Source organism: Pedobacter frigidisoli, from assembly GCF_032678525.1.
Taxonomy (GTDB): Bacteria; Bacteroidota; Bacteroidia; order Sphingobacteriales; family Sphingobacteriaceae; genus Pedobacter; species Pedobacter frigidisoli_A.
Genome location: NZ_JAVTSE010000001.1, coordinates 157280 through 179254, shown reverse-complemented (window position 1 = coordinate 179254; position 21975 = coordinate 157280). Strand labels below are relative to the sequence as shown.

Below are 21975 nucleotides of genomic sequence, written 5' to 3'. Positions count from 1 at the left end.
GTATTAAACGCCTATTCCATGGCAGATATCCAGTTTTCAGTGCTGCTGCTTTTTATCGGTGTAGCTGAAGCAACAATCCTGAGCACACCGCCCGCATTGATATCATCCTGAGTGATATAGTTTTTATGGTATTCCTTTCCATTTAAATATACCGCTTTTATGTACTTGTTATCAAGGCTGAAGTTTTCGGTTTCGATCTTAAAGAGCTTTCCATTCGGTAATGTATAGCATAAGGACGGAAAAAGGGGAACATTCAGGTAATAAACCGGCCACCCCACGCATGCAGGAGAAAAGCCGCTTGCGGTAAAAACATACCAGGCACTCATGGCGCCGGCATCATCATCCATTGTTCTCAGATATGCCTGCGGTTCGTTCTTGTAAATCTTTCCAATGAATGAACCAATGCCGCGACTGTTGTCATTAAAGTAGTTCTGTATTACGGTATCGGCGGCCAGCTGGTGCATCCAGTATTGAGATTTATATCCTGATTTAGTTACGTTGTACATCAAAGGAACCTGCAAATCGGGCTCATTGGCATGATTGTACAAATCACGCTCAAAAAACTCATCTAACTTCGCCAGGTAAGCTTGTTCTCCCCCATCCAATTCAATTAAGCCCTTAAAATCGTAAGGAACAAACCACCTGTATTGCCAGATTGTACCCTGATACAATCCACGAGCCTGCATCCGGTCAACATCATTTTTACTCAGGTCTTTGAAATCCTTGTTCCAGTATTTTTTATACTCAAGGGCTTTATTTTTATAATAATCCGATTTCTCTTGATTCTTCAGAATCTTAAAGATTTCAGAAAGTGCCCAGTTATCGTAACTCGATTCAAGCGCTTTATCTGGCGACTTATAATCAAGTCCTTCAACTTCTCTCACCAGTGAGTCGGTGATGGAAGCAAAATCGACACGATAACCCTTGCGGTAAGCATCAAGGAGTACAACAATGGCATGTTCCGAACGTACCGTATTTGAGGGTTCTTTCTGCGTCGCATAATCTTTCTTACCGGAATTGTACAAATCTGCAATAGAGGTAACCATGCCGGCAAAACGGTCTTGAGCAATTATCGAAAGCAGGGGCAGCTGGGTGCGGTAATTGTCCCAGATCGCCCATCCGTTATAACGGATTTCCTTATCTTTTTTCAATTCCCCTTTTGTATTTCTGTACTCACCACTTTCCTCAGAGATGACATAAGGTGATTGCATGGTACGATACAGCAGGGAGTAAAATAACTTAGCACTATCCATATTTCCACTAACCGCAATTTTTGAAAGGCTGGCATTCCAATCTGCACTACTTTGCAATTTAAGCTGCGACAATGCATTGTGATTGATAGATTTTTTCGCAGCTTCGGCACTTACCGACGAAAGTGCCACATTAATCTCAGCCTGGGTATCACCTGATTTAAGCTTCATGACCAGTTTATGGTCAGATAACTTTTCCCAGGTTGCGCTTCCCGTCACTTCCAGATTATAATAGATCCGATATTTTCCTGCACCACAGGTGGTTCTCGACTCAATCCAGCCGCTAATATTTCCCCCATTCACCACATGCTCTTCGGCAACGAAAGCACCATTAAAGGCATAGCCCAGATCCAGATAAATTCCTTTTTCCCCAACTGGGAATTGATACAGGTGTTTTCCTGCATTTTTTAGAACAGCAAAACTGGCTTTAATCTTATTTTCAAACCCTACTTCATAATAACCTGGAGAAGCCATTTCAGTAGACTTCATTAAAACCGATTGAGCCGGATCATTACCTAAAAATGGCTTGATGAAAATGTTGCCACCCGAGCCCTGGCAACCTACGCCTTCAAAACGATTGTGAGTAAAGCCTTCAAATTTCTTTGCCAGAAACTCATAGCCAGTATGGGTTTTAGGATAAGTTTGAGGGCCGATACTGAGCATGCTGAACGGATAAGAGGCCGCAGGAGACATTTGTCCATGGTCGCCGGAAGACCCCAGAAAAACGTTAACCAGATCAACCGGCCGTTTATCCCTAATGGAAAATGTAGTATGGTTAGGCTGTGCTAAAACGTTTAACTTCAACAGTAATGATATGGCAATGATGCTAATGGAAAATTTCATTGTATTGGTTGGATCGATATTGTAATGGCCAAAATTACCAATTTAAGGTTAACTAAAAGTTATGTTTTACCTTCTTTACAAATACGCGGCAAGAACCGCTAAGAAACAAAAAAGACCATTCCGTTGTCAGAATGGTCTCTATTCAAAATATGATAATTGCTTATTTTATGGAAACCGGAACAGAGATTTTATCCCAGTCTAAAGAAAATCCAGACTTAGTAATTTTGTAAACCAGACGCTCCTGAGTAGCTTTTAAAGCCTTTGTTTTAACTTCTACGCGCAGCACATCTTTAGCTTCTTCGTACTTGTACGCACCCCATTGTTTTGGTTCCTTATTAAAAATTGCTGTCCACACACCACTTTCTTTAGGGATTAAAAAGAAGCTGTATTTACCTGCAGCAAGTGGTTTACCTTCCACTACAATATCCTTATCCGTTTCGAAGGTAGTCGCTTCGTTTGCACCTGCGCGCCAAACTTTGTCATAAGCTTCCAATCCACCCCAGATTTTGCGGCCTTTTACTGCCGGGCTGCTGTAGTTAATGGTAATGGTTGCTCCTTTAACCTTACCTGTTGCAGTTGCAGCAGGACTAGGCTTTGCCTGTGCAGCATCCTGGGCCATCGCACATACAGAAATCGTAATTGCGGTAAAGAGCATGGTAACCGATTTAATCATTTTCATAGTCATATTATCTGTATTTGTTGTTTTGAGTTTACGAAATTAATGCTTTGGGCCGATAAAATAATAATCCTAAAGTCGAAAAAAGAATTACCGCGCCGGCACCTATCACATTTAGCCACAGGAACGACACCACATCAAACTCATAAACGGCAATTACGGCAATTTCTGATAGGATTGCTGAAATAAAAACCAGCGGACCGTCGATCTTCTTATAATAAAATGCAACGAGGAAAATTCCAAGTATCGGCCCGTAAAACAGCGACCCAAGTACGTTAACCGCTTCAATAAGCGAACCCATCTGTGTGGCAAACATCGCTACTGCTATGGAGAATATCCCCCAACCTAAGGTATGCAGTCTGCTATATTTCAATTCGGTTTCATCGCTTACCTTCGTTTTTTTGAAAATGAGGTGGATATCCTTCAGTGAACAAGCAGCTTGCGAATTTAAAGCCGCAGATATTGAACCCCAACTGGCAAGGAAGATTACCGCAAATAACAAACCGATCATTCCAACGGGTAGATTGTTTTTGACGAAATATAAAAAGATGTAATTTGTATCGGTTTTTTCGGCGTTAAGGGCTGACTGATTGATGGCTTCTTCTACCTTCCCATGCAAATCCCTGATATTTTGTTGAGTAACTTTAAACGACGCTATAGATTGCCCTAATGCAGCTGACTGGTTTTTACGTTGGGCCAGGATTGCTTTTGATTGTTGATTAAATGCAGCCTCCAGCTGCTGATGCTCTTTTTCAAAAGCCCTCGCCTTTTCAGGCTGCGTTTCCTTCAGCAAGCTGTATGAACGTTCATTGAAATAAATGGGTGCAGGTTTCAATGAGAAGAATACAAATAAGAGTGCACCAATCAACAGGATCGAAAACTGCATGGGGATTTTAACCAACCCATTGAGCAATAAACCCATTTTAGCATTGGTATTGTCTTTTGCAGTGATGTACCGGCCTACCTGACTCTGATCTGTTCCAAAGTAGGAAAGCGCCAGAAAAAAACCACCAATTAACCCACTCCATATGTTGTATTTATCTTTCCAATCGAACGTAGTGGTAATTACATTGAGCTTCCCCGACTTTCCTGCCAGGTAAAGGGCATCTGAGAAACCAACGCCTTCAGGCATACGCTGCACCAATAAATAGCCTGCAAAAGCCATGGTTGCCAAAATGATCAGAAACTGAAGTTTTTGCGTATGGGCGATGGCTTTTGCTCCGCCAACGTAAGTATAGATGAGCAGTATTCCGCCCGTTAAAACATTGGTTAAATAAATGTTCCAGTTTAATACACTGGAAAGAATGATGCTTGGCGCATAAATACTGATCCCGGTTGAAAGACCCCGTGAGAAAAGAAAGAGCAGCGAAGTTAATACCCTGGTCTTTTTGTCGAATCGCTGTTCCAGATACTCGTAAGCAGTATAAACATTCAAGCGCTGAAAAATCGGGATGAAAGTAATGCAGATCACAATCATGGCCAACGGAAGACCGAAATAATACTGCACAAACCTCATCCCATCGGTATAAGCCTGACCGGGAGCAGAAAGAAAGGTTATCGCACTGGCCTGCGTGGCCATAATGCCTAACAGCACAATGTACCAGGGCATTTTATTATCTGCCTTTAAGTAAGAGGCATTACTTTTTTGTCCGCGGCCGATATACACCCCGTAAACCACAACAGCAAGTAAAGTAAACAGCAATACTGCCCAGTCGATGTTGCTCATGCCCAGAATTTAGTAAACAGGAAGTAGAACCCGATCTGAAGTAATAAAGCCAGCGCAAGTAAGATGTACCAGGAGTTCCAGTTTTTCAATTGGTTATTCATTATTTGCCGGCCGAAATCAAATTGAAAAACAATCTAGCTGCTCCAATGTTGCCCGCGGGCAGCTGCCTGAAAAATGCCAGTGGGCTATAGATGAAATTACCTTTACCATATTTTGCATAAAGTGTTGAGCCCTTTAAAGGCTCTTCCCCCGTATCATTCATTTCAAATAAGGCCTCATACCTGGAATCCCACTGGTCGGGAAAATAGGCACCGCGTTCCTGCACCCAGCCTTTAAAATCATCAGCAGTAATTTTGTTCGGATAGTTCAGCAGCTTATGGTCGGTTATTAAAAATTTAACAGCAGCTTGCTCTTCGGTTACCCGCTTGCCACCGATGTTAAACGGGTAAACGCCAAAGTTTTGTAGTGCCATATCCTGGGTAGTATTATACTGCATCACTAACGTTCCGCCATTTTCTACATAAGCATTTAACGCCGCTTGCCAGTTTTTAATTCTTTTTTCCGTATTAATTACCCGAACCCCTGTAACAATTGCATCATATCCTGCAAGCTTTGCCGGGCTTAAAATATCTGCTTCGCTCAACACATCCACCTGCAAGCCAGCCTGTCTTAAAAATTCTGGAATCAGATCACCGGCTCCCTGAATGTAGCCGATCCGTTTGGCCAGCACTTTCACATCCCCTTTCAACAGCCAGGTAGTCGCAGGAACAAAATATTGCAATGAGGGTAAATGAGGATACTGGATGAGTACCTGCCCCTTAATAAATTCATTCGTTTCTGATGAAAATATAGCTTCAACTTTATTCTGACTGGTTTTAATCTTCGCAAGATCTTCAGCCGGAAGAAGAAAATCTTTTATTGTTACTGTATTTTCTGCCAGGTTTATCCCTGTGAATGTTTTAATTACGGCATTGCCAATCCGAAAACTGACTTTACCATAATTGATATTTTTATTCGCTTTCAGGCGAAGGCTAACCGTTAGCCCCTCTTTCTCTTTTGCAAAATAAACAGGCTCAGTAAAACTTAAGTCCATTGCCGGTATAATTCGCAATTGTTCAACTACATCCCCTTTAACAGGATCTAATTTCTTGAAAGATAATGGGAGCTGAACTGTAAATCTTTCGCTTCCTATCTTCAGGATAAGTGCAACATTTAATTCAGGTAACCGTTCGGGCATGCCCACTAATGTATCGTTGGCTACGCTGAAAGTTGCCGCGTTTTTTGCTGGTGCTGAAAGCCAGTAGGGTTCTGTTGGGGCTGCCCCTGAAGGGATCTGTATTTTTCTTTCTAAAGTGATTAATGAGTCGCCTGCAATTCTTTTATTTATCACATCTGTTTGGTTAATCCAGTTCACCTGTTCCAGAATGACAGGATCAGCTGATCTGGAGATCACATTAAGCCGGAAATTATAACTGTTGCCTGCAACTGCTTCTGCCTGACTGGTAACCACCTCTCCCATAAATCCGGTACAGCTTAAAATAATATGATCGATCGCTGCCAGCTTATCGTCACGCAGATTTTTATCCTGCAATTCTGAAATCTTTTTGCGCAGCATTAACAACCCGTGCAAACTCTTATCCGGATGGTTATAATCAAATGATAATAATATAATATCAATCAGATCATCTACATCACCGATTCCTTTATCCGACCAGTTTAAAGGGATTTTATCAAAAAGAGATTCTTTCGCCGGTGTACCTGCAACATGGCTGAAGTATTCTGTTCTTAGGCCCGCTACAGACTGTGTACCTGCACCCTGACTTTTATGTAAACTTCTGCTCAATCCGGCAAGCTCTCCATAACCCATGCCGAGCTGTGCATCATATTGTCCTACATTTACCTTTAACTGATTTTCTGAAATTGTGTTTACCGAGCCAAAACGAAATGTATTCCAAAGCAGCCTTTTGGGCTGCCATACCTCTACATACTTCAACTGCCCTGGAAACTTATTTTTATCGGCCGCAGCTGCGAAAGCTTTCTCTGCCACCACAGCAGATGCTGCATGCTGGCCATGGCCCGCGGCGGCAGTTGGCGGGAACCTGCAAATGATCACATCCGGACGGAACTTGCGGATGACCCACACCACGTCGGCTGTGATGCTGTCAGCATCCCATTGTTTAAAAGTATCTGTCGTATTTTTAGAAAAACCAAAATCAATAGCCCTGGTGAAAAATTGTTGAGCACCATCCAGTTTTCTGGCTTCCAGTAATTCGTGTGTACGGATTAAGCCCAAAGCAGCCCCTTGTTCAGCGCCCAGGAGGTTTTGCCCACCGTCGCCCCTGGTTAACGATAAATATCCTGTTTCTACATTCTGGTTATTGATGAGCCAGGAAAGCAAACCCGTATTTTCATCATCGGGATGAGCTGCCAGATAGAGTACTTTAGGAAGGTGTTTTAAGGTTTTTAAATCCCTGTAAATTTCTGAAGATTTAGAGGGACGAAGCTGTTGAGCCGCACCATAAAAACCCCAAAACCCCATTAACATCACTAAGGTTAGCTTTTTAAACATAATATTTGCTTTGTACAGCAAATATGCTCAAAATGCTTTTATTTCCTGAGCTAAGAAACGAAAAAGGTACAAACAAAGAACAGCGATTTATCCTTAATATTGCAACATAAATTACCCCTATGAACGGTACAGTACTCATCATTGACGATGAAAAGAAAATTAGTAGTCTGCTTTCCAGAATTATCGGATTAGAAGGTTTTACCACTTTGCAGGCAGAAACCGGAAAAGAAGGTTTGAAGCTTTTAAAAAACAATGATATTGATATCGTAATCAGCGATGTGAAACTGCCGGATGTAAATGGCGTTGCTTTGGTTAAGGATATTAAAATAGCTAAGCCTTATGTAGAAGTCATCAACCTGACCGCATATGGCACCATTGCAGATGGAGTTCTCGCGATCAAAAACGGGGGATTTGATTATCTGGTAAAGGGCGATGACAATGATAAAATTATTCCGCTGCTTTACAAAGCGATGGAAAAAGCAATCCTGCAAAAACAAAAATTCAACACCCAGGATCAACCCGCCCAGAAACATCAGTTTAATACCATTATAGGCAAATCAAAGGCGTTGAGGGAAGCCATAGAACTGGCAAAAAAAGTAAGTCAAACTGACACCACTGTGCTGCTTCTGGGCGAAACAGGAACAGGAAAGGAGGTGTTCGCGCAGGCGATCCATTATGAAAGTGCGCGGGCAGCTAAGGCCTTTGTGGCTTTAAACTGCAGCGGCTTTAGTCCTGAATTGTTGGAGAGTGAGCTTTTTGGATATAAGGCCGGTGCCTTTACAGGTGCGAATAAAGATAAAAAAGGATTGCTTGAAGAAGCTAATGGTGGAACACTTTTTCTGGATGAAATCGGTGAGATGAATCTGGACCTACAGGCTAAATTACTCCGGGTGTTGGAAAACCAGAGCTTTATCAAAGTTGGCGATACCATTACAAACAAAGTGAATGTCCGCATCCTTGCGGCAACCAACAAAGATTTGAAGGCTGATGCCATTGCCGGAAAGTTCAGGCCTGATCTGTATTACAGACTTTCAGTATTTACCATCTTACTACCCCCATTGCGTGAACGCCAATCCGATATTCCTGCTTTGGCAACACATTACCTGAAGGCCTTTTCTGGAAAAATAAACAAACCGGAAATAAAAATCGATGAAAAAATGCTTGATATTTTTCAAAAATATAGCTGGAAGGGGAATATAAGAGAGCTCAAAAACATCATCGAACGACTGGTAATTTTATCAGATGGCGACTTCTTAAGTATTTCCGCACTCCCACCAGATTTTTTTGAACTGGCACCCTTAGAAAACAACTACAACCTCCAGCAGGTAGAAAAACAACATATTCAAAAAGTATTACACCATACTAAAGGAAATAAAACAGAGACATCAAGATTGCTGGGAATTGGGTTAACTACACTATACAGAAAAATTGAAGAGTACCAGATCAATGAAATTTAATTGGAAAAGCCGCGTTCCTAAATAAACAAGATCAATTTTATCACAATTTATTATCTTCAAAGAAAAAACATATGCATAAATCTATTCTAACCACACTGCTCTTTCTCTTCTCCCTTTCGGCTTTTGCACAACAAAGCTATTTTCAACAACACCTGACCTATGATATTGATGTTACTTTAAATGATAAGGATAAATCACTGAAAGGATTCGAAACCATTACTTATAAGAATAATTCCTCAACGCCTCTTGATTTTATCTGGTTTCACATCTGGCCGAACGCCTACAAAAATGAATCGACAGCTTTGTTTCAGCAAATCAAAAATGATACTTCCCGGAAGGAAAAACTTAAAAACATTGCCTATGGAAATATAGAGGGTCTGAACTTTAAGATAAACGGTAAAGTGGCCAAAACCGAAGCGCACCCTAATCCACAATACATTGATATCGTAAAAGTTGTACTTCCATCCGAACTAAAGCCCGGAGATTCGATCAGTATTTCCACAGATTTCACCGTTAAACTACCAAGCTATTTCTCCCGTTCAGGTTATGCTGAAACTGAATTCATGATTACCCAGTGGTATCCTAAACCGGCAGTTTTCGATAAAGATGGCTGGCATGAATTCCCTTACCTGGACATGGGTGAATTTTACAGTGAATATGCGAACTATAAAGTAAACATTACCTTGCCATCAGCTTATGTAGTGGGCGCAACCGGCACCCTGCAAAATGCAGATGAACTGTCAGCCTATAAATCCATTGGTGCAAAAAATACCGCAGACCGGAACAAGCCAACGATCTATAGTCCTATCAGCAAATCGGCAACTAAAACGTTGACCTACTCCATTAATAATGTTCCTGATTTTGCCTGGTTTGCAGATAAAGACCTGGTGATTCAATACGATACGGTAAAATTAACATCAGGCAAAGTGGTTGATGCTTTCAGCTATTACCACAATAAGAAAAATACGCTGTGGGCAAATAGCATCGATTATATTAAAGATGCCACCAAAAAATACAGTAGCTGGATTGGAGAATATGAATATCCGGTAGTTCAAGCCATCGAGGGTCCGAAAAACAATGCCAGTGGTGGCATGGAATATCCGACGATTACCTTAATTACCAGTCCTGATGCAAAGAAGGAGACGCTGGACGGGGTTATTACCCACGAAGTGGGACACAACTGGTTTATGAGCATGCTTGGAAGCAATGAGCGGATGCACACCTGGCAGGATGAGGGTTTTAACACTTTCTTCCAGTTTAGGTACGAAGCGGAGAAATACAAATCGAATTCTATTTTCGGGGATGCCATTCCGGCCAAGATTAAAGAGTTGCCTACTGATAAGTTCTTAGCCAGCGTATATGGCGCCTTATCAAACGTACCCATGCAGTCGGCCATTGAGACCCCTGCAGCCGACTTCAAAACTTCAGAAGAGTATGGATTGATTTCTTATGCCAAAACAGCGCTATGGCTCTATCTTTTGGAATCCCAGATTGGTCAGGAAAAGTTCGACAAAGCTTTTCAGGCCTATTTTGCGGAATGGAAAAACCGGCATCCAACTCCGGCCGACTTCAAGGCTTCAATGGAAAAATCCCTGGGTACTAATCTGGATAAATACTTTAATCTTTTAAATCAGCAGGGTAAATTTTAAAATATACCCCACGGTCAAATTATGGAGTCTTAGCCAATAGCTAAGCTCCGAACCTGATCCATTTATCTCCTTCATGGCCAAAAATAAAGGAGCCGGGATGGAGCATTTCTGCAACATCTTCAATCAATGCTACAGCATTTTCGGCGCTGCGTACACGGTTAACATCATCATTCAGTAAAATAATCCGATTATTTTTAACCGCCTGCCATTCGGCATTGAGCAGTGAAGGAACCTCCCTCATCAAATCGGTCAGTGTTTTTCCAGGTTCATAGTAAATAATAAATGCAGCGCCCAGAATATCTGCTTCCAGCATTCCTCCTGCTAAAGCGATTTCACCTGCCAGCACATAATTTGGGTTGTTTGCTGCATCCAGACAGGCAACAGGCATTTTATCCATAAACTTAATCTTGTGTTCTACCAAATCCAAACGTTCCTGAAATTCTTCCTGCTGAGCGGCATCAAGGCCAATAAATAAATCGTTTAAAAAAGACATCTGCATTAAATTTATTAATTTGTGCAAAAATAACATTCCTCCCCTCATGCAAGGCTCATTTAAATATATATTTTGGATTTTTTGCTGTAGCATCATCTTTTCGTGCAGGAAAAACGCAACGGATAATGGTAAGAAAGTATTTAATATCAATCTTGATCAGGGCTTAACTTCTATGGATCCGGCCTTTGCACGCAACCAGAATGCCATCTGGATGACCAATCAGATTTTTAACGGCCTGGTTCAGATTAATGATTCTTTACAAACCGTTCCTTGTATTGCAAAAAGCTGGCAGGTTTCTGAAGATGCCCAGACTTACACATTCAACCTTCGCCATGATGTTTATTTTCATGACGACCCCATCTTTAAACATGGAAAAGGGAGAAAAGTAACTGCAAAGGATTTCGTATATAGTTTCTACCGGCTCATCGACCCTAAAGTTGCATCCTCAGGTGGATGGATTTTTAGTGACAAAGTAAAAGATGCACATAGTTTCATTGCTATAAATGATTCTACTTTTCAGATCAAACTGGTGAAACCCTTTCCACCTTTCATGAGTCTGCTTACCACCCAATATTGTTCGGTAGTACCAAAAGAAGTGGTTGAACATTATGGAAAAGATTTTAGAAGTCACCCTGTCGGCACCGGTCCTTTCAGATTTAAATACTGGAAAGAGGGCGAAATTCTGGTATTATTGAAGAACGACCATTATTTTGAACGTGATGTTAAGGGAATGCAGTTACCTTATTTAGATGCGGTGAAAGCTACGTTTATTACCGATAAGCAAAGTGGTTTTATGAGCTTTCTGAAAAAGGATCTTGATTTTTATTATAACGTAGACGGTAGTTACCGCGACGACATTTTAACGAAAAGCGGGAAAATGAGTGCTAAGTACAAAGGGAAATTCACCCTTACCAAAAGTCCTTATCTGTGTACCGAATATGTGGGGATTCTGGTCGACACCAATTTATCCATTGTGAAGAACTCACCGCTTAAAATTAAAAAGATCCGCCAGGCCATAAACTATGCCATTGACCGCGATAAGCTAATCAAATACCTGCGGAATGGAATTGGAATCGCTGCAACGTCAGGTTTTGTTCCTAAGGGCATGCCTGGATTTGACAGTACAAAAGTCCACGGATACGTTTACGATCAAAAAAAAGCGGCCCGTTTGTTAACAGAAGCTGGCTTTCCCGATGGTAAGGGGCTACCGGAAATTACACTGAATACCACTACTACCTATAAAGACCTGATCGAATTTATTCAGGGTGAACTTACAGCGATTGGCATCAAGGTGAAAATAGATGTAAGCCCAAGTTCAAGCCTCAGAGAGTTAATGGCAAAAAATCATGTGAACTTCTTTCGGGGGTCCTGGCTTGCTGATTATGCTGACGGCGAAAACTTCTTGTCCATGTTTTATTCAAAAAACAAAGTACCCAACGGACCAAATTATTTCGCTTTTTACAATAAGGATTTTGACCGGTTATTTGAACAAAGTTACTACGAAGCTGACAATGATAAACGTTTTGAACTTTACCGTAAAATGGATCAGATGGTGATGGATTTTTCGCCGGTAGTGCCACTGTTTTATGATCAATCTGTAGTGATGCTTCAAAATAATATCAGCGGATACGCTTTTAATCCGTTGAGTTTAATGATTTTGAAAAGAATCAAAAAAGGTTAATTGCCAAACAGTTTACGTTTAAGAAATTCTGCTGTTGCTTCACTTACCTTCACCCCGTTTGAAAACTTCATCCAGTGATGAGTATCATCAGGAATCACGAGAGATTCAAACTCAAAGTTTTTATCCTCAAATCTTTTTGCCAGGTCCGCACTCTGGCTAAAGGAAACATTCCGGTCGTCATCTGCATGAATAATCAGTGTTGGGGAGGTCCAGGTTTTTAAATAATTTACCGGTGAAGACTCCTGTGCAATTTTAGCAGCCAGGGTGGCATCGGGTGCTAGCGCTTTAGCCTCAAGTGCATTGGCACTAAATCTGTTATTTACCCCATGAATATCAACCCCGGCAGCAAACAGCTTCGAATCTCTTCCTAATGCCAAAGCCGTGAGATAACCCCCGTATGATCCACCATATATCCCTATGCGTTTAGGATCAACATGAGCCTGAGCGGAGAGCCACTCTCCCGCAGCTTTAATATCCTGGTATTCTGAAGCACCCTGAGCACCTGCATTTAGCGGTTTATGGAAGTCGTAACCATAGCCTAGTCCCAATCTGTAGTTGACCGATAAAACTGTAAATCCCAGGCTCACCAGATATTGATTAACTCCGTAGTCTATTGAATAGTAGTCCATAGGACTCCAGCCCAGATACATCTGCCTTTGCGGACCACCGTGAACATATAGAATTGCGGGATGGCTTTTAGCTGGATTTTTAGGAGTAAACAACTGACCATAAACGAGCTGTCCATCAGCCGCCCGGAAACTGACATGCTTCGGAATAACCATATTTTTGAGTGGAAAATCAGCAGGAATCAATTCTTCGCCGATCAGTCTGATTTTCCCTCCATCCTGCAAAACAGCAGGCAACAATGGCCTTTGCGCAGTGGCACTCAAACAATAAACCTGCTTTCCATCGCCGGCAATTACCGGATAGGCCTCAATGCCCAGGCCATCACTCAAAGGTTTCATATCATTCTGATCAACAGAAACTTTATAAATATGCCTCCTGTCCAGATCATCTTTGTCTTTACCTGTGTTAGCCGCAAAAATGATTGTCTTTTTATCCGTGCTAAGCTTTACATTTTCAACAACGAAATCACCGGGAGTAAGCAGCATCCTGTTTTTTCCTTTGCTATCCATTGAATATAGATGAGGCCAGCCATCTTCGTAGGAACTGAAGATGATACGCCCAGCTGCCCAGGCTAAATTTGCGCCACCTTCAATAGACGGATAAGAACCTTTGATTGTTAGGGGGGCTTTCCAAATCTGCTTACCTTCACCCGTATTGACATTCACAGTCCAGATTGCCCAGGGCTGATGTTTTTTCGCCAGAATGGAATCAGTCTCCATTCCCGAACCCTGGGTTCTGATGAAAGTAATTTCTGAACCATCGGGCGACCAGGCTGGCGAATGATCCCTTGCAAATGATGGCAACAACCATTGAACGGGTGTTGACTGATCTTTATACACCCCGATAAACGAATGGTCAGTTCTATTGCAAACAAAAACTATTTTAGTGCCGTCAGGAGACCATTTATATCCTGAATTATTTCCTTTTGCGTAAAACAGATTCTTTGCTGGAGCAGATCCATCTATTGTTGCAATTTTTATCTGACCTCCGCTGGAAAATATTAAATCTTTACTATTTGGAGCAATCACCGGATAATCACCTTCTCCAATTGTAACCGGTTTTCCACCTGCAAAAGGAATACTTAACACCTGCATTTTCGGGGCAACCGGAGAAGAACCGGCATTTACGGGACCTCCATCCCTTCCTCCGTGGTCGCCACCCCTGACAAATACAATCCACTTTCCATCATCGGAAACAGATAAACTGGTTAATTCCTGCCCGTCATCTTCGTTATAGCTGGTTAGCTTTACTACCTGATAATCCGGGGCTGTTGCAGTATAAATATTTCGTTTACCCTGTTCATTTACTGCCCAGGCAATTTTTGATCCGGAGGGAGAAGTAATCAGTTGAGAGGGGAACGGATAACTCAATACAGATTTTATCGGGAACGATTGACAGAAACCACGAACTGAAAAAAAAATAACATACAGTAATATAATCGCGGCTTTGTTCATGAGTGATGATTTATAGAAAGTTATGAAAAAAGCCCTTACCAATAAAGGAAAGGGCTTTTTATAATTCATTTTAATAAAATTGTTACTGATCCCACCAAAGTTTGGTTGTCCTGGGCACTTCTGTAGGGACGTTTGCCGCATTTTTGCTTTTTTCTCCCTGAGGATAATCTAACCGTCTGATAAAGGTTGGCAACGCTGCATTTGCCGGCATACCAAAGTCTTTATATTTGTAATCGAAACGGCGGGCATCATTCCAGGCTTCAGGATTTAAATATGTGGCGATATATTTTTCTTTAAAAATTAAATCTCTGGTAAGCGCTGCAGCGCCAACGGCGACCGTAGGTTGCGCCAGGTACAATTCCTTATCCGCAGCTGCCACCTGAAACTTATCCATATTGGCTCTTATCGCTGCTAAATATGCATTATAAGATCTTGTCCTGTCTGTATCAAAAGCAGCTTCAGCTTCTATAAATTTAAGTTCCGCATAGGTTACCAAAAAAATCGGAGATGTATTTCCGCTCCAGGGCGAGTTTTGGGAAATGTAGCATTCATCCTTTCGGGTATTAGCGCCGGGTAATCTATTGCCCGCCCCGTTTACCGTACCAATATAAATTCCGTCAACCGTTTTATCGGTAATTTTTGGCAGACGAGGGTCTTCGATACCGGGATATGTTTTTCCATTTAAAGCGTCTATCAATTGCTCAGATAACCATCCTCCTAATGACTGGTTGGCGTTATTAAGTGCAACAGTTGCCCAAAAGTTTCTTTCCCTGAAAGTCTGCATCCTCGCATCTTCATCGTTACTGGCAAAGGATTTACTCACTGCATCCAATACAGCTGCAGGATTGTAGGTGCTCGTTTTACTTACTTTGTTTAATAAACGTGCTTTTAATGCGTAGGCCATTTTTAACCAGTTGGCTCTTTCTGTCGAGGTGTTCGTTCCATAAATTAAATCACTGGCAGCTGCAAGTTTAACCGTAGAAGTGGTTTTGGCCAACTCTACGATGGCTTCATCTACCAGTGCCATAGATGATGTATATACATTCTGTTGCCTGTCATACTTTGGAACAAGGTTATTAATGTTGAATGCCTCCGAAAATGGTGCATCACCCCACAAATCGTTTACCATGATCAAATTATATGCAATAAGCAAATCTGCTACCCCCTTATATTCACTCGAATTTTGCACGACAGCGAGTTTTTTCATTTCATTCGCGTCAGCCATTGCAAAATATAGCGCATCCCAGGTGGAACTGAAATCAATCGACTGGTAGGTATCTCCTGCTCCACTGGCAGCAGGATTAGCGGTGTATTGAACATAAGGTAAAATGATACTTGCGACATTGTAATTGTTAAATCCTGCCTTATAGGTTGACGTAGCCAGCAACGCATTTAGGGTTGGAGCGGTTACCTGGTTTGGATTATCAGCTACCTTATCGAAGTAACTATCTTTACAGCTCTGGAATCCAAGGGCGGTAATTAAAGCTGAAAACAAAGTGTTTTTTATAATCTTTTGCATCTTTATTCCTTTTTAAAATCCAACATTAAGTGTAAACATAATTGTGCGGGCAGAAGGATAGGTAAATCCTGCTGAACCATCATTATTGCTTCCCGAATCGTACGAACTCGATTCCGGATCTACACCATAGTATTTAGTCCATAGCCAAAGGTTATTACCTGTAACAGATAATGAGGCATTTTTAATGGTTTTACTTGGCAACCACCTCTCCGGAAATTTATAAGATAGGCTAGCTGAACGCAAACGTACCCAGGACGCATCAGTTACAAATGGTTCTGAAACATTTCTATAGTAAATACGGTAATAACCATCGCCATAATCAACTCCATCAGGTGCTATCCTTTGCCCAAGCCAAACTTGCTTGGTATTTGGGGTTCCATTAGCCAGATTGCCTTCAAAAACTTTGAAACTTCTCCTATCGGTGGTGTAATCAGGCAAACCGAATGCAGAGTAAAAATCTTCTAACCAATTATATTTTTCAAAACCAAGCCGTGCATCAAACAACACGTTCAAGCTAAAATTTTTGTAATTAAATGTGTTACCTAAACCGACGATATAATTTGGCTGTGAATTCCCTAATAACCTTTGTGTTCCGCCTGAAATGATTGGAAAACCGTTGGCTCCGATCAGCAGAGGAAGGTCTTTATCCAATACATTTGGATCCTGAGCAGTTGGCGAATATCTCTGAAAATAACTTCCATAAATGTTACCATAAGGTTGTCCCTGAATCAGTTTCATCGTTACACCTGCATTACCATATCCTCTGGCGGCACCGTACACAATTTCGCTAATACCATTTGGCATAGAAAGAACCTTATTCCTGTTTGCTGAAAGGTTCAGGTTCACAGTCCAGTTAAAGTCTTTGCTTACGATTGGCTTACCATTAATGACAAGCTCAATACCACGATTTCTAATATCACCGGCGTTAATTGATTTTGTAACATATCCGACAGCCGATGAAATTTGCGTCTGAACAATCTGATCCTTGCTTAATGAGTAATAATAAGTAAAGTCAAAACCCAGACGATTTTTTAGAAACGACATCTCTAAACCTGCTTCATAAGTATTTGTAAATTCAGGACGCAGATCAGTATTTCCTAAGTTCGGAGCTATAGTTAAGCCACCTGTTCCGGTAGGTAATGAAGTATAAGGTATGTAGCCCGTAAAAGTAGCATATTCTGATGCATCTTTTCCGATTCTGGCGTACGACAGCCTTAACTTGGCCTGACTAATTACAGCAGGAAGTTTGAACTGATCAGAAAACACGTAACTTAAACTTGCTGAAGGATAGAAGAAAGATCTGCTTTCCTTGGGCAGCGTCGACGTAATATCATTTCTGCCTGTTACAGTCAAAAACACAAAATTTTTGTAGTCGAAAGTCGCTTCCCCAAAGTAACCCACTAATCGCTTTTGTCTGATAGACTGACTAGGTGTAAGCACCCCTGCATTCGCAAGATTAAAGAAATTGTAAATACCTAAAATACTTCCAAGCGTTCCAATGTCTTTTATCTTTCGATCGTAAAGTTCTTGTCCGATTCTTAAGGTACCTGTAATATCATCAGTGAGTTTTGTGTTGAACGTTGCAACGAAAGTACTGTTGATTGTCCTGAACTTGGTATTATATTCACCGTAATATCCCTGATCGTTATCATACATTGCCTCACCTGTGTACATTGGACCTCTCGCAGTACGGACACGATTATCGTTATAAGTGTCCACCCCAAAACGATAAGAAAAATTTAACCACTTTGTTGGATCATAACTCAAACTTGCGCCGGCTATAAACCTATTCACATCGCCCTTCAGTTTATTATTAGCCGTTCCCCAAATGGGATTATTTGTACCAATGTATTTTTGTGATCCGTCTGCATTTTCGTAATCGGCAACATCATACCTCGGCGACCAGTAAGCCAGACTTTCGCCAAACCGGTCTGCGCTGTACGTGTAGCCTCCTGAATTTGTAAAGTTCATATTGACAGACGCTTTTAACTTGGGACTGATCTTAAGGTCTGTATTCAATCTTGCAGACAGGTTTTTGTTATCTGTGTTCGGCATCATTCCTTTTTGATACAATTGAGAAACAGAGGAGAAAAATCTGACAACCTCACTACCTCCGGCTACTGAGACTGAATTTTTCACTTGCTGGCCTGTTCCGAATGCTTGTTCATAGTTATCAAAAAGTTCATCAGGATGTGTTGGATCTTTCAGTTTTGCTTCTGCTATGGTTGGACCCCATGCAGGTCCAATCCCCGTAGGTGGATTAGTGTAATCACCCAAAACACCTTGAGTGTACTCCTTTTGCACCTTTGGACTAATCAGAACCTGATCAAAGCCATAACTACTATTCAAATCAATCTGTAAACCATTTTGCTTCCCCCTTTTTGTTGTAATTACTACAACACCATTTGCTCCCCTTAATCCATATAATGCAGTTGCAGCCCCCCCCTTGAGTATATTAATGGTCTCAATATCTTCAGGATTAATATCTGAAGCACGGTTGGTTACCCCTCGCGCACCATAAGCTGTACCTCCTGGATTGGCTCCAACGGTAGAGGTGGAATTATCAATCTGTACACCATCAATTACATAGAGCGGATCACCTGAGATATTCGGATCTATTGAATTTACACCCCTTACTCTGATACTGGCGCCCTGACCCGGGCCACCGCCAGTACTGGAGATCGTTGCGCCGGCTACCTTTCCCTGCAATGCATTTATAAGATTTGGCTGATGGTTGAAGTTCAAATCCTCAGACTTTACCGTTTGCGCGGAATATCCTAAAGATTTAGCCTGTCTGGTAATCCCCAATGCAGTGGAAATCGTTACCTCCTGTAATTGCTGTGCATCAGGCGGTAAGGCACTATTGATCTCTGTTCTATCACCAACGGTAATTTCCTGAGTCTTATATCCAATCAAACTAATCACAATTACGGCGTTAGCACCAGGTACCTGAAGTGTAAATCTGCCATTTGCATCTGTTGATGTCCCCGTACCGGAACCCTTAATTTTGATACTCGCTCCGGGTAATGCCCCCCCATCGTCTGAAGCTGTAATTCTTCCGGAAATCATTTTCACCTGAGCGGTGGAGGATAGGCCGGATAGTAAAACACACAGAAAAGAGAGCAATGTAAAGACTTTTTTCATATCTCTATTTGTTTAGGTTAGTGTATTAGTTATATGCAATATATGCTTTTTAAAAGCAAAACACTATCCTTTGGAGGTGACAACATGTCCAATGAGATAAAATTTTTACGTAGATTCAGATAGAAACCAGCTTTTTACTGGAATTGAGGTACTAAAACACCTAAACGCGGATGATTCTAAGAAATAAAGCTAATTCAAAAATGAAATACCATGAATTCAACAAGAAGCATTGATCATACATGAAAAAAGCTCCCGGTTTTCACCAGAAGCTTTAGCATTTATATATTATAATTGGGTTTTACTGCTGTAATCCTCCGCCCATTCCACCACCTTGTTGCTGGTCTTGTTTAATATCGTCATTTTTAATCTTTTTCTTTTCCGTAAATTTCAGCTTACCAAATGAGTAACTAAAGTTTACGCCAAATGAACGAAGCGGGTAGTAAACATTTGTACTCTGGTAAAGCGTGGTTACTTTATTACCTACTGTGGTAACAGAATTATTTACAGTCTTGATATGCAGATCACGCGTAAAAGGATTTAAGGTATTGATACCAATTGATCCCTTTTTATTCAGGATATCTTTTTTAAATGATGCACCATAAAACACCATGGCATCAGTTTTACCCTGATAGGTTCTTCTTGGAGAGTTAACTACACCAAACAATTCAAAATTATATCCTTTACCGAAACCATAAGCAGAGCGGCCGAAGATATTATAGTTTAAAAATGTCCCTGTGCTTAAGCCTGTTTGCTCATTACTTACCTCATAAGTATTAACACCTAAATTGGTCATCAAAGTCCATTTTGGTTTTGGATTGTATGATGCGAAAACGTTTGCACCGTAAGTTTGCGCTGTACCAACATTCAGATAGGTAGACAATGTTTTATCAATACCGTTCTCTCTTAAAGGGGTAATGGAACTTTCTATAACCCCACCTGTGCGACGGTAAAATACGGAAGCATTGATAACCGATCCTTTTATAAAAGTAGAATATCCCAATTCAAAATTATCACTTAATTCAGGACTTAAGCCCGGTTCTCCCTGCCTAACATTAAACTGATCACTTTCATTACGAAATGGATTTAAATAGGCTAGAGTTGGCCTTTGTACCCTGCGGTTGTAGCTTAACTTTAAAGTGGCATTACCTTTCAGTGTTTGAGAGATAATGGCACTTGGAAAAAGGTTAAAGTAATCATTTTTCTGGATACCTTGTTTTTGAGTGTTGAAATCAATGGTTGTATACTCTGATCGTAAACCACCTTTGAAATTCAGCTTTTTGCTTAATTTAAAACTGATTACGCCATAGGCTGAGGCCACATTCTGGTTATATTCAAAGTCCTGAGCGGCATCATTGGAGAATTCACTGTTAATATTTCTGAAAATCCCTTTAGCACCAACCTCAAGAATAGTTGTTTTACTGAATGGATAAGTGTAATCCGTTTGTGCAGTATACTCTTTATTTTTACCCGTATTGCTGTTATTCACCGGAGGGAAGGTACTGCCAACAATTTCATTTTCAAAGTCGGTTGTGTTCCGTCCTGAAGATAACTGACCGGAGATGGTAAATTCTTCACCCTCTTTTTTTGAGGTGTGTTTATAATCCACATTCCAGTCCAGGTTGTTAAATCCCATATCCATATTACTGATATTTTTCAATGGTACACCATTTAAAATGTAATCAGCTTTACCAGGTCCTCCGTTGGAGAAGTTATTGTATTTGATTGTTGAGCTCAGATTATTATAAGCATTAAAATCGTAATCGGCACCAAAGCTACCGTTGTACCCATTACGGCTCCACTTAGAAACCCCATCCTGACGAATCGAATTGATGCTGGTTTTTGTTAGTGAGTCTATCCTGGTATTGTTTTCAAATAAAACCCTTGAATCTTGTGCATAGGCCAAATTGGTTCCTAAGCTCGTATTTACACTTAGGCGTCCCGTTTTAGCTGTCAGGTTAAAAGCCCCGTTATTCTGGCGGGTTCCTGCTGAAGCATTCACCGTTCCGCTTACCCCCTGGGCATTTGATTTTTTAGTGATGATATTGATGATACCTCCTGAACCCTCAGCATCATATTTTGCAGAAGGACTGGTAATCACCTCAACACTTTTAATTTGCTCTGCAGGAATCATTTTCAGCGCATCAGCCACACTGCTGGCCATGGTGCCTGATGGTTTACCATTAATCAATACACGAACTGCTCCACCCCTTAACTGAACGTTTCCATCTACATCAACAGATAACATGGGAACCTTACGCATCACATCAGTGGCATCACCACCGGCATTTGTACCGTCAGCTTCAGCGTTGTAAACCATTCTATCGATCTTGTTTTCGATTACGGCTTTTGTTCCCTGAACCTGCACATCGGCCAAAGTGTTTTCATTTGATGAGATATAAACCGTTCCTAAATTCTGATCTGGCTTAGATGGCGTTGTGACCACCTGGACAGTTTTGGTTTTATAGCCCATAAATCCAATCATGAGTTTATAGGTATCGGGAGTAACGTTCTGCAAAGTAATTTTGCCTTTTGGATCAGTTACTCCGCCGTTCATCGATTTATTATCTTTTACCCTGAGCAAGGATATAGTGGCATAATCTATTGGTTGCTTTGTAGCAGAGTCTAAAATTACGGCAGAAATTCTTCCGGCAACTGTGGATTTTTGTGCGCCACCAAAGCCACCGCCAAACTGTGCCTGTGCTTTAAAGAAAATACCAATAATAAAAGTTAAAAGTAGAAGTCGTTTCATGCTAATTTGTTAGTCTATGTTTATTAGTCTGCGCAAATTGCAATTTGTTACAATAGTGTAGAATACTTTTCACGCGAGCCAGTTAATTTGGTCGGCAAAAGTGCGACTTTTTTCGGTAAAAAGAGTGCAAGATCGAAA

The 21975-nt window shown here is 41.1% G+C and carries 12 protein-coding genes; 3 read left to right on the top strand and 9 right to left on the bottom strand.

What is annotated here, in order from left to right; all coding sequences use genetic code 11:
* Window positions 1-11: 11 nt before the first annotated feature.
* The 4 genes from R2Q80_RS00715 to R2Q80_RS00700 all read right to left on the bottom strand — a co-directional run bounded on the left by R2Q80_RS00715 (window position 12) and on the right by R2Q80_RS00700 (window position 7064).
* Window positions 12-2093: a glycoside hydrolase domain-containing protein gene (locus R2Q80_RS00715; protein WP_316797747.1), complete on the bottom strand. Its 2082-nt coding sequence runs from the start codon at window positions 2091-2093 to the stop codon at window positions 12-14.
* A 160-nt stretch (window positions 2094-2253) separates the two neighbouring features.
* Window positions 2254-2772, bottom strand: a complete 519-nt coding sequence (locus R2Q80_RS00710) for a DUF2911 domain-containing protein (protein WP_316797746.1) — start codon at window positions 2770-2772, stop codon at window positions 2254-2256.
* A gap of 31 nt (window positions 2773-2803) precedes the next feature.
* Entirely contained in the window at window positions 2804-4495 is a 1692-nt protein-coding gene (locus tag R2Q80_RS00705) for a sodium:solute symporter (RefSeq protein ID WP_316797745.1), read from the bottom strand.
* 100 nt (window positions 4496-4595) lie between these two features.
* A complete protein-coding gene (locus R2Q80_RS00700) occupies window positions 4596-7064 on the bottom strand; it encodes a PIG-L family deacetylase (protein WP_316797744.1) in 2469 nt (822 codons plus the stop codon).
* Window positions 7065-7183: 119 nt separating this feature from the next.
* On the opposite strand from R2Q80_RS00700, the gene R2Q80_RS00695 reads away from it, so the two are divergent.
* On the top strand, window positions 7184-8521 hold the full coding sequence (locus tag R2Q80_RS00695; protein ID WP_316797743.1) for a sigma-54 dependent transcriptional regulator: 1338 nt from the start codon (window positions 7184-7186) through the stop codon (window positions 8519-8521).
* Between the two features lie 71 nt (window positions 8522-8592).
* Window positions 8593-10170: a M1 family metallopeptidase gene (locus R2Q80_RS00690; protein WP_316797742.1), complete on the top strand. Its 1578-nt coding sequence runs from the start codon at window positions 8593-8595 to the stop codon at window positions 10168-10170.
* Between the two features lie 40 nt (window positions 10171-10210).
* Here the strand turns inward: R2Q80_RS00690 and R2Q80_RS00685 are convergent, their stop codons facing one another.
* On the bottom strand, window positions 10211-10663 hold the full coding sequence (locus R2Q80_RS00685) for a hypothetical protein (RefSeq protein WP_316797741.1): 453 nt from the start codon (window positions 10661-10663) through the stop codon (window positions 10211-10213).
* A 46-nt stretch (window positions 10664-10709) separates the two neighbouring features.
* On the opposite strand from R2Q80_RS00685, the gene R2Q80_RS00680 reads away from it, so the two are divergent.
* Window positions 10710-12344, top strand: a complete 1635-nt coding sequence (locus R2Q80_RS00680) for an ABC transporter substrate-binding protein (RefSeq protein ID WP_316797740.1) — start codon at window positions 10710-10712, stop codon at window positions 12342-12344.
* Here R2Q80_RS00680 and R2Q80_RS00675 read toward each other — a convergent pair.
* The 4 genes from R2Q80_RS00675 to R2Q80_RS00660 form a co-directional block, all read right to left on the bottom strand.
* Entirely contained in the window at window positions 12341-14425 is a 2085-nt protein-coding gene (locus R2Q80_RS00675; RefSeq protein ID WP_316797739.1) for a S9 family peptidase, read from the bottom strand. The two genes, R2Q80_RS00680 and R2Q80_RS00675, sit on opposite strands and share 4 nt — an antisense overlap.
* A gap of 82 nt (window positions 14426-14507) precedes the next feature.
* Window positions 14508-15944, bottom strand: a complete 1437-nt coding sequence (locus R2Q80_RS00670; protein WP_316797738.1) for a SusD/RagB family nutrient-binding outer membrane lipoprotein — start codon at window positions 15942-15944, stop codon at window positions 14508-14510.
* A 12-nt stretch (window positions 15945-15956) separates the two neighbouring features.
* Entirely contained in the window at window positions 15957-19088 is a 3132-nt protein-coding gene (locus R2Q80_RS00665; RefSeq protein ID WP_316797737.1) for a SusC/RagA family TonB-linked outer membrane protein, read from the bottom strand.
* Between the two features lie 298 nt (window positions 19089-19386).
* A complete protein-coding gene (locus R2Q80_RS00660) occupies window positions 19387-21837 on the bottom strand; it encodes a TonB-dependent receptor domain-containing protein (protein WP_316797736.1) in 2451 nt (816 codons plus the stop codon).
* Window positions 21838-21975: the final 138 nt, after the last annotated feature.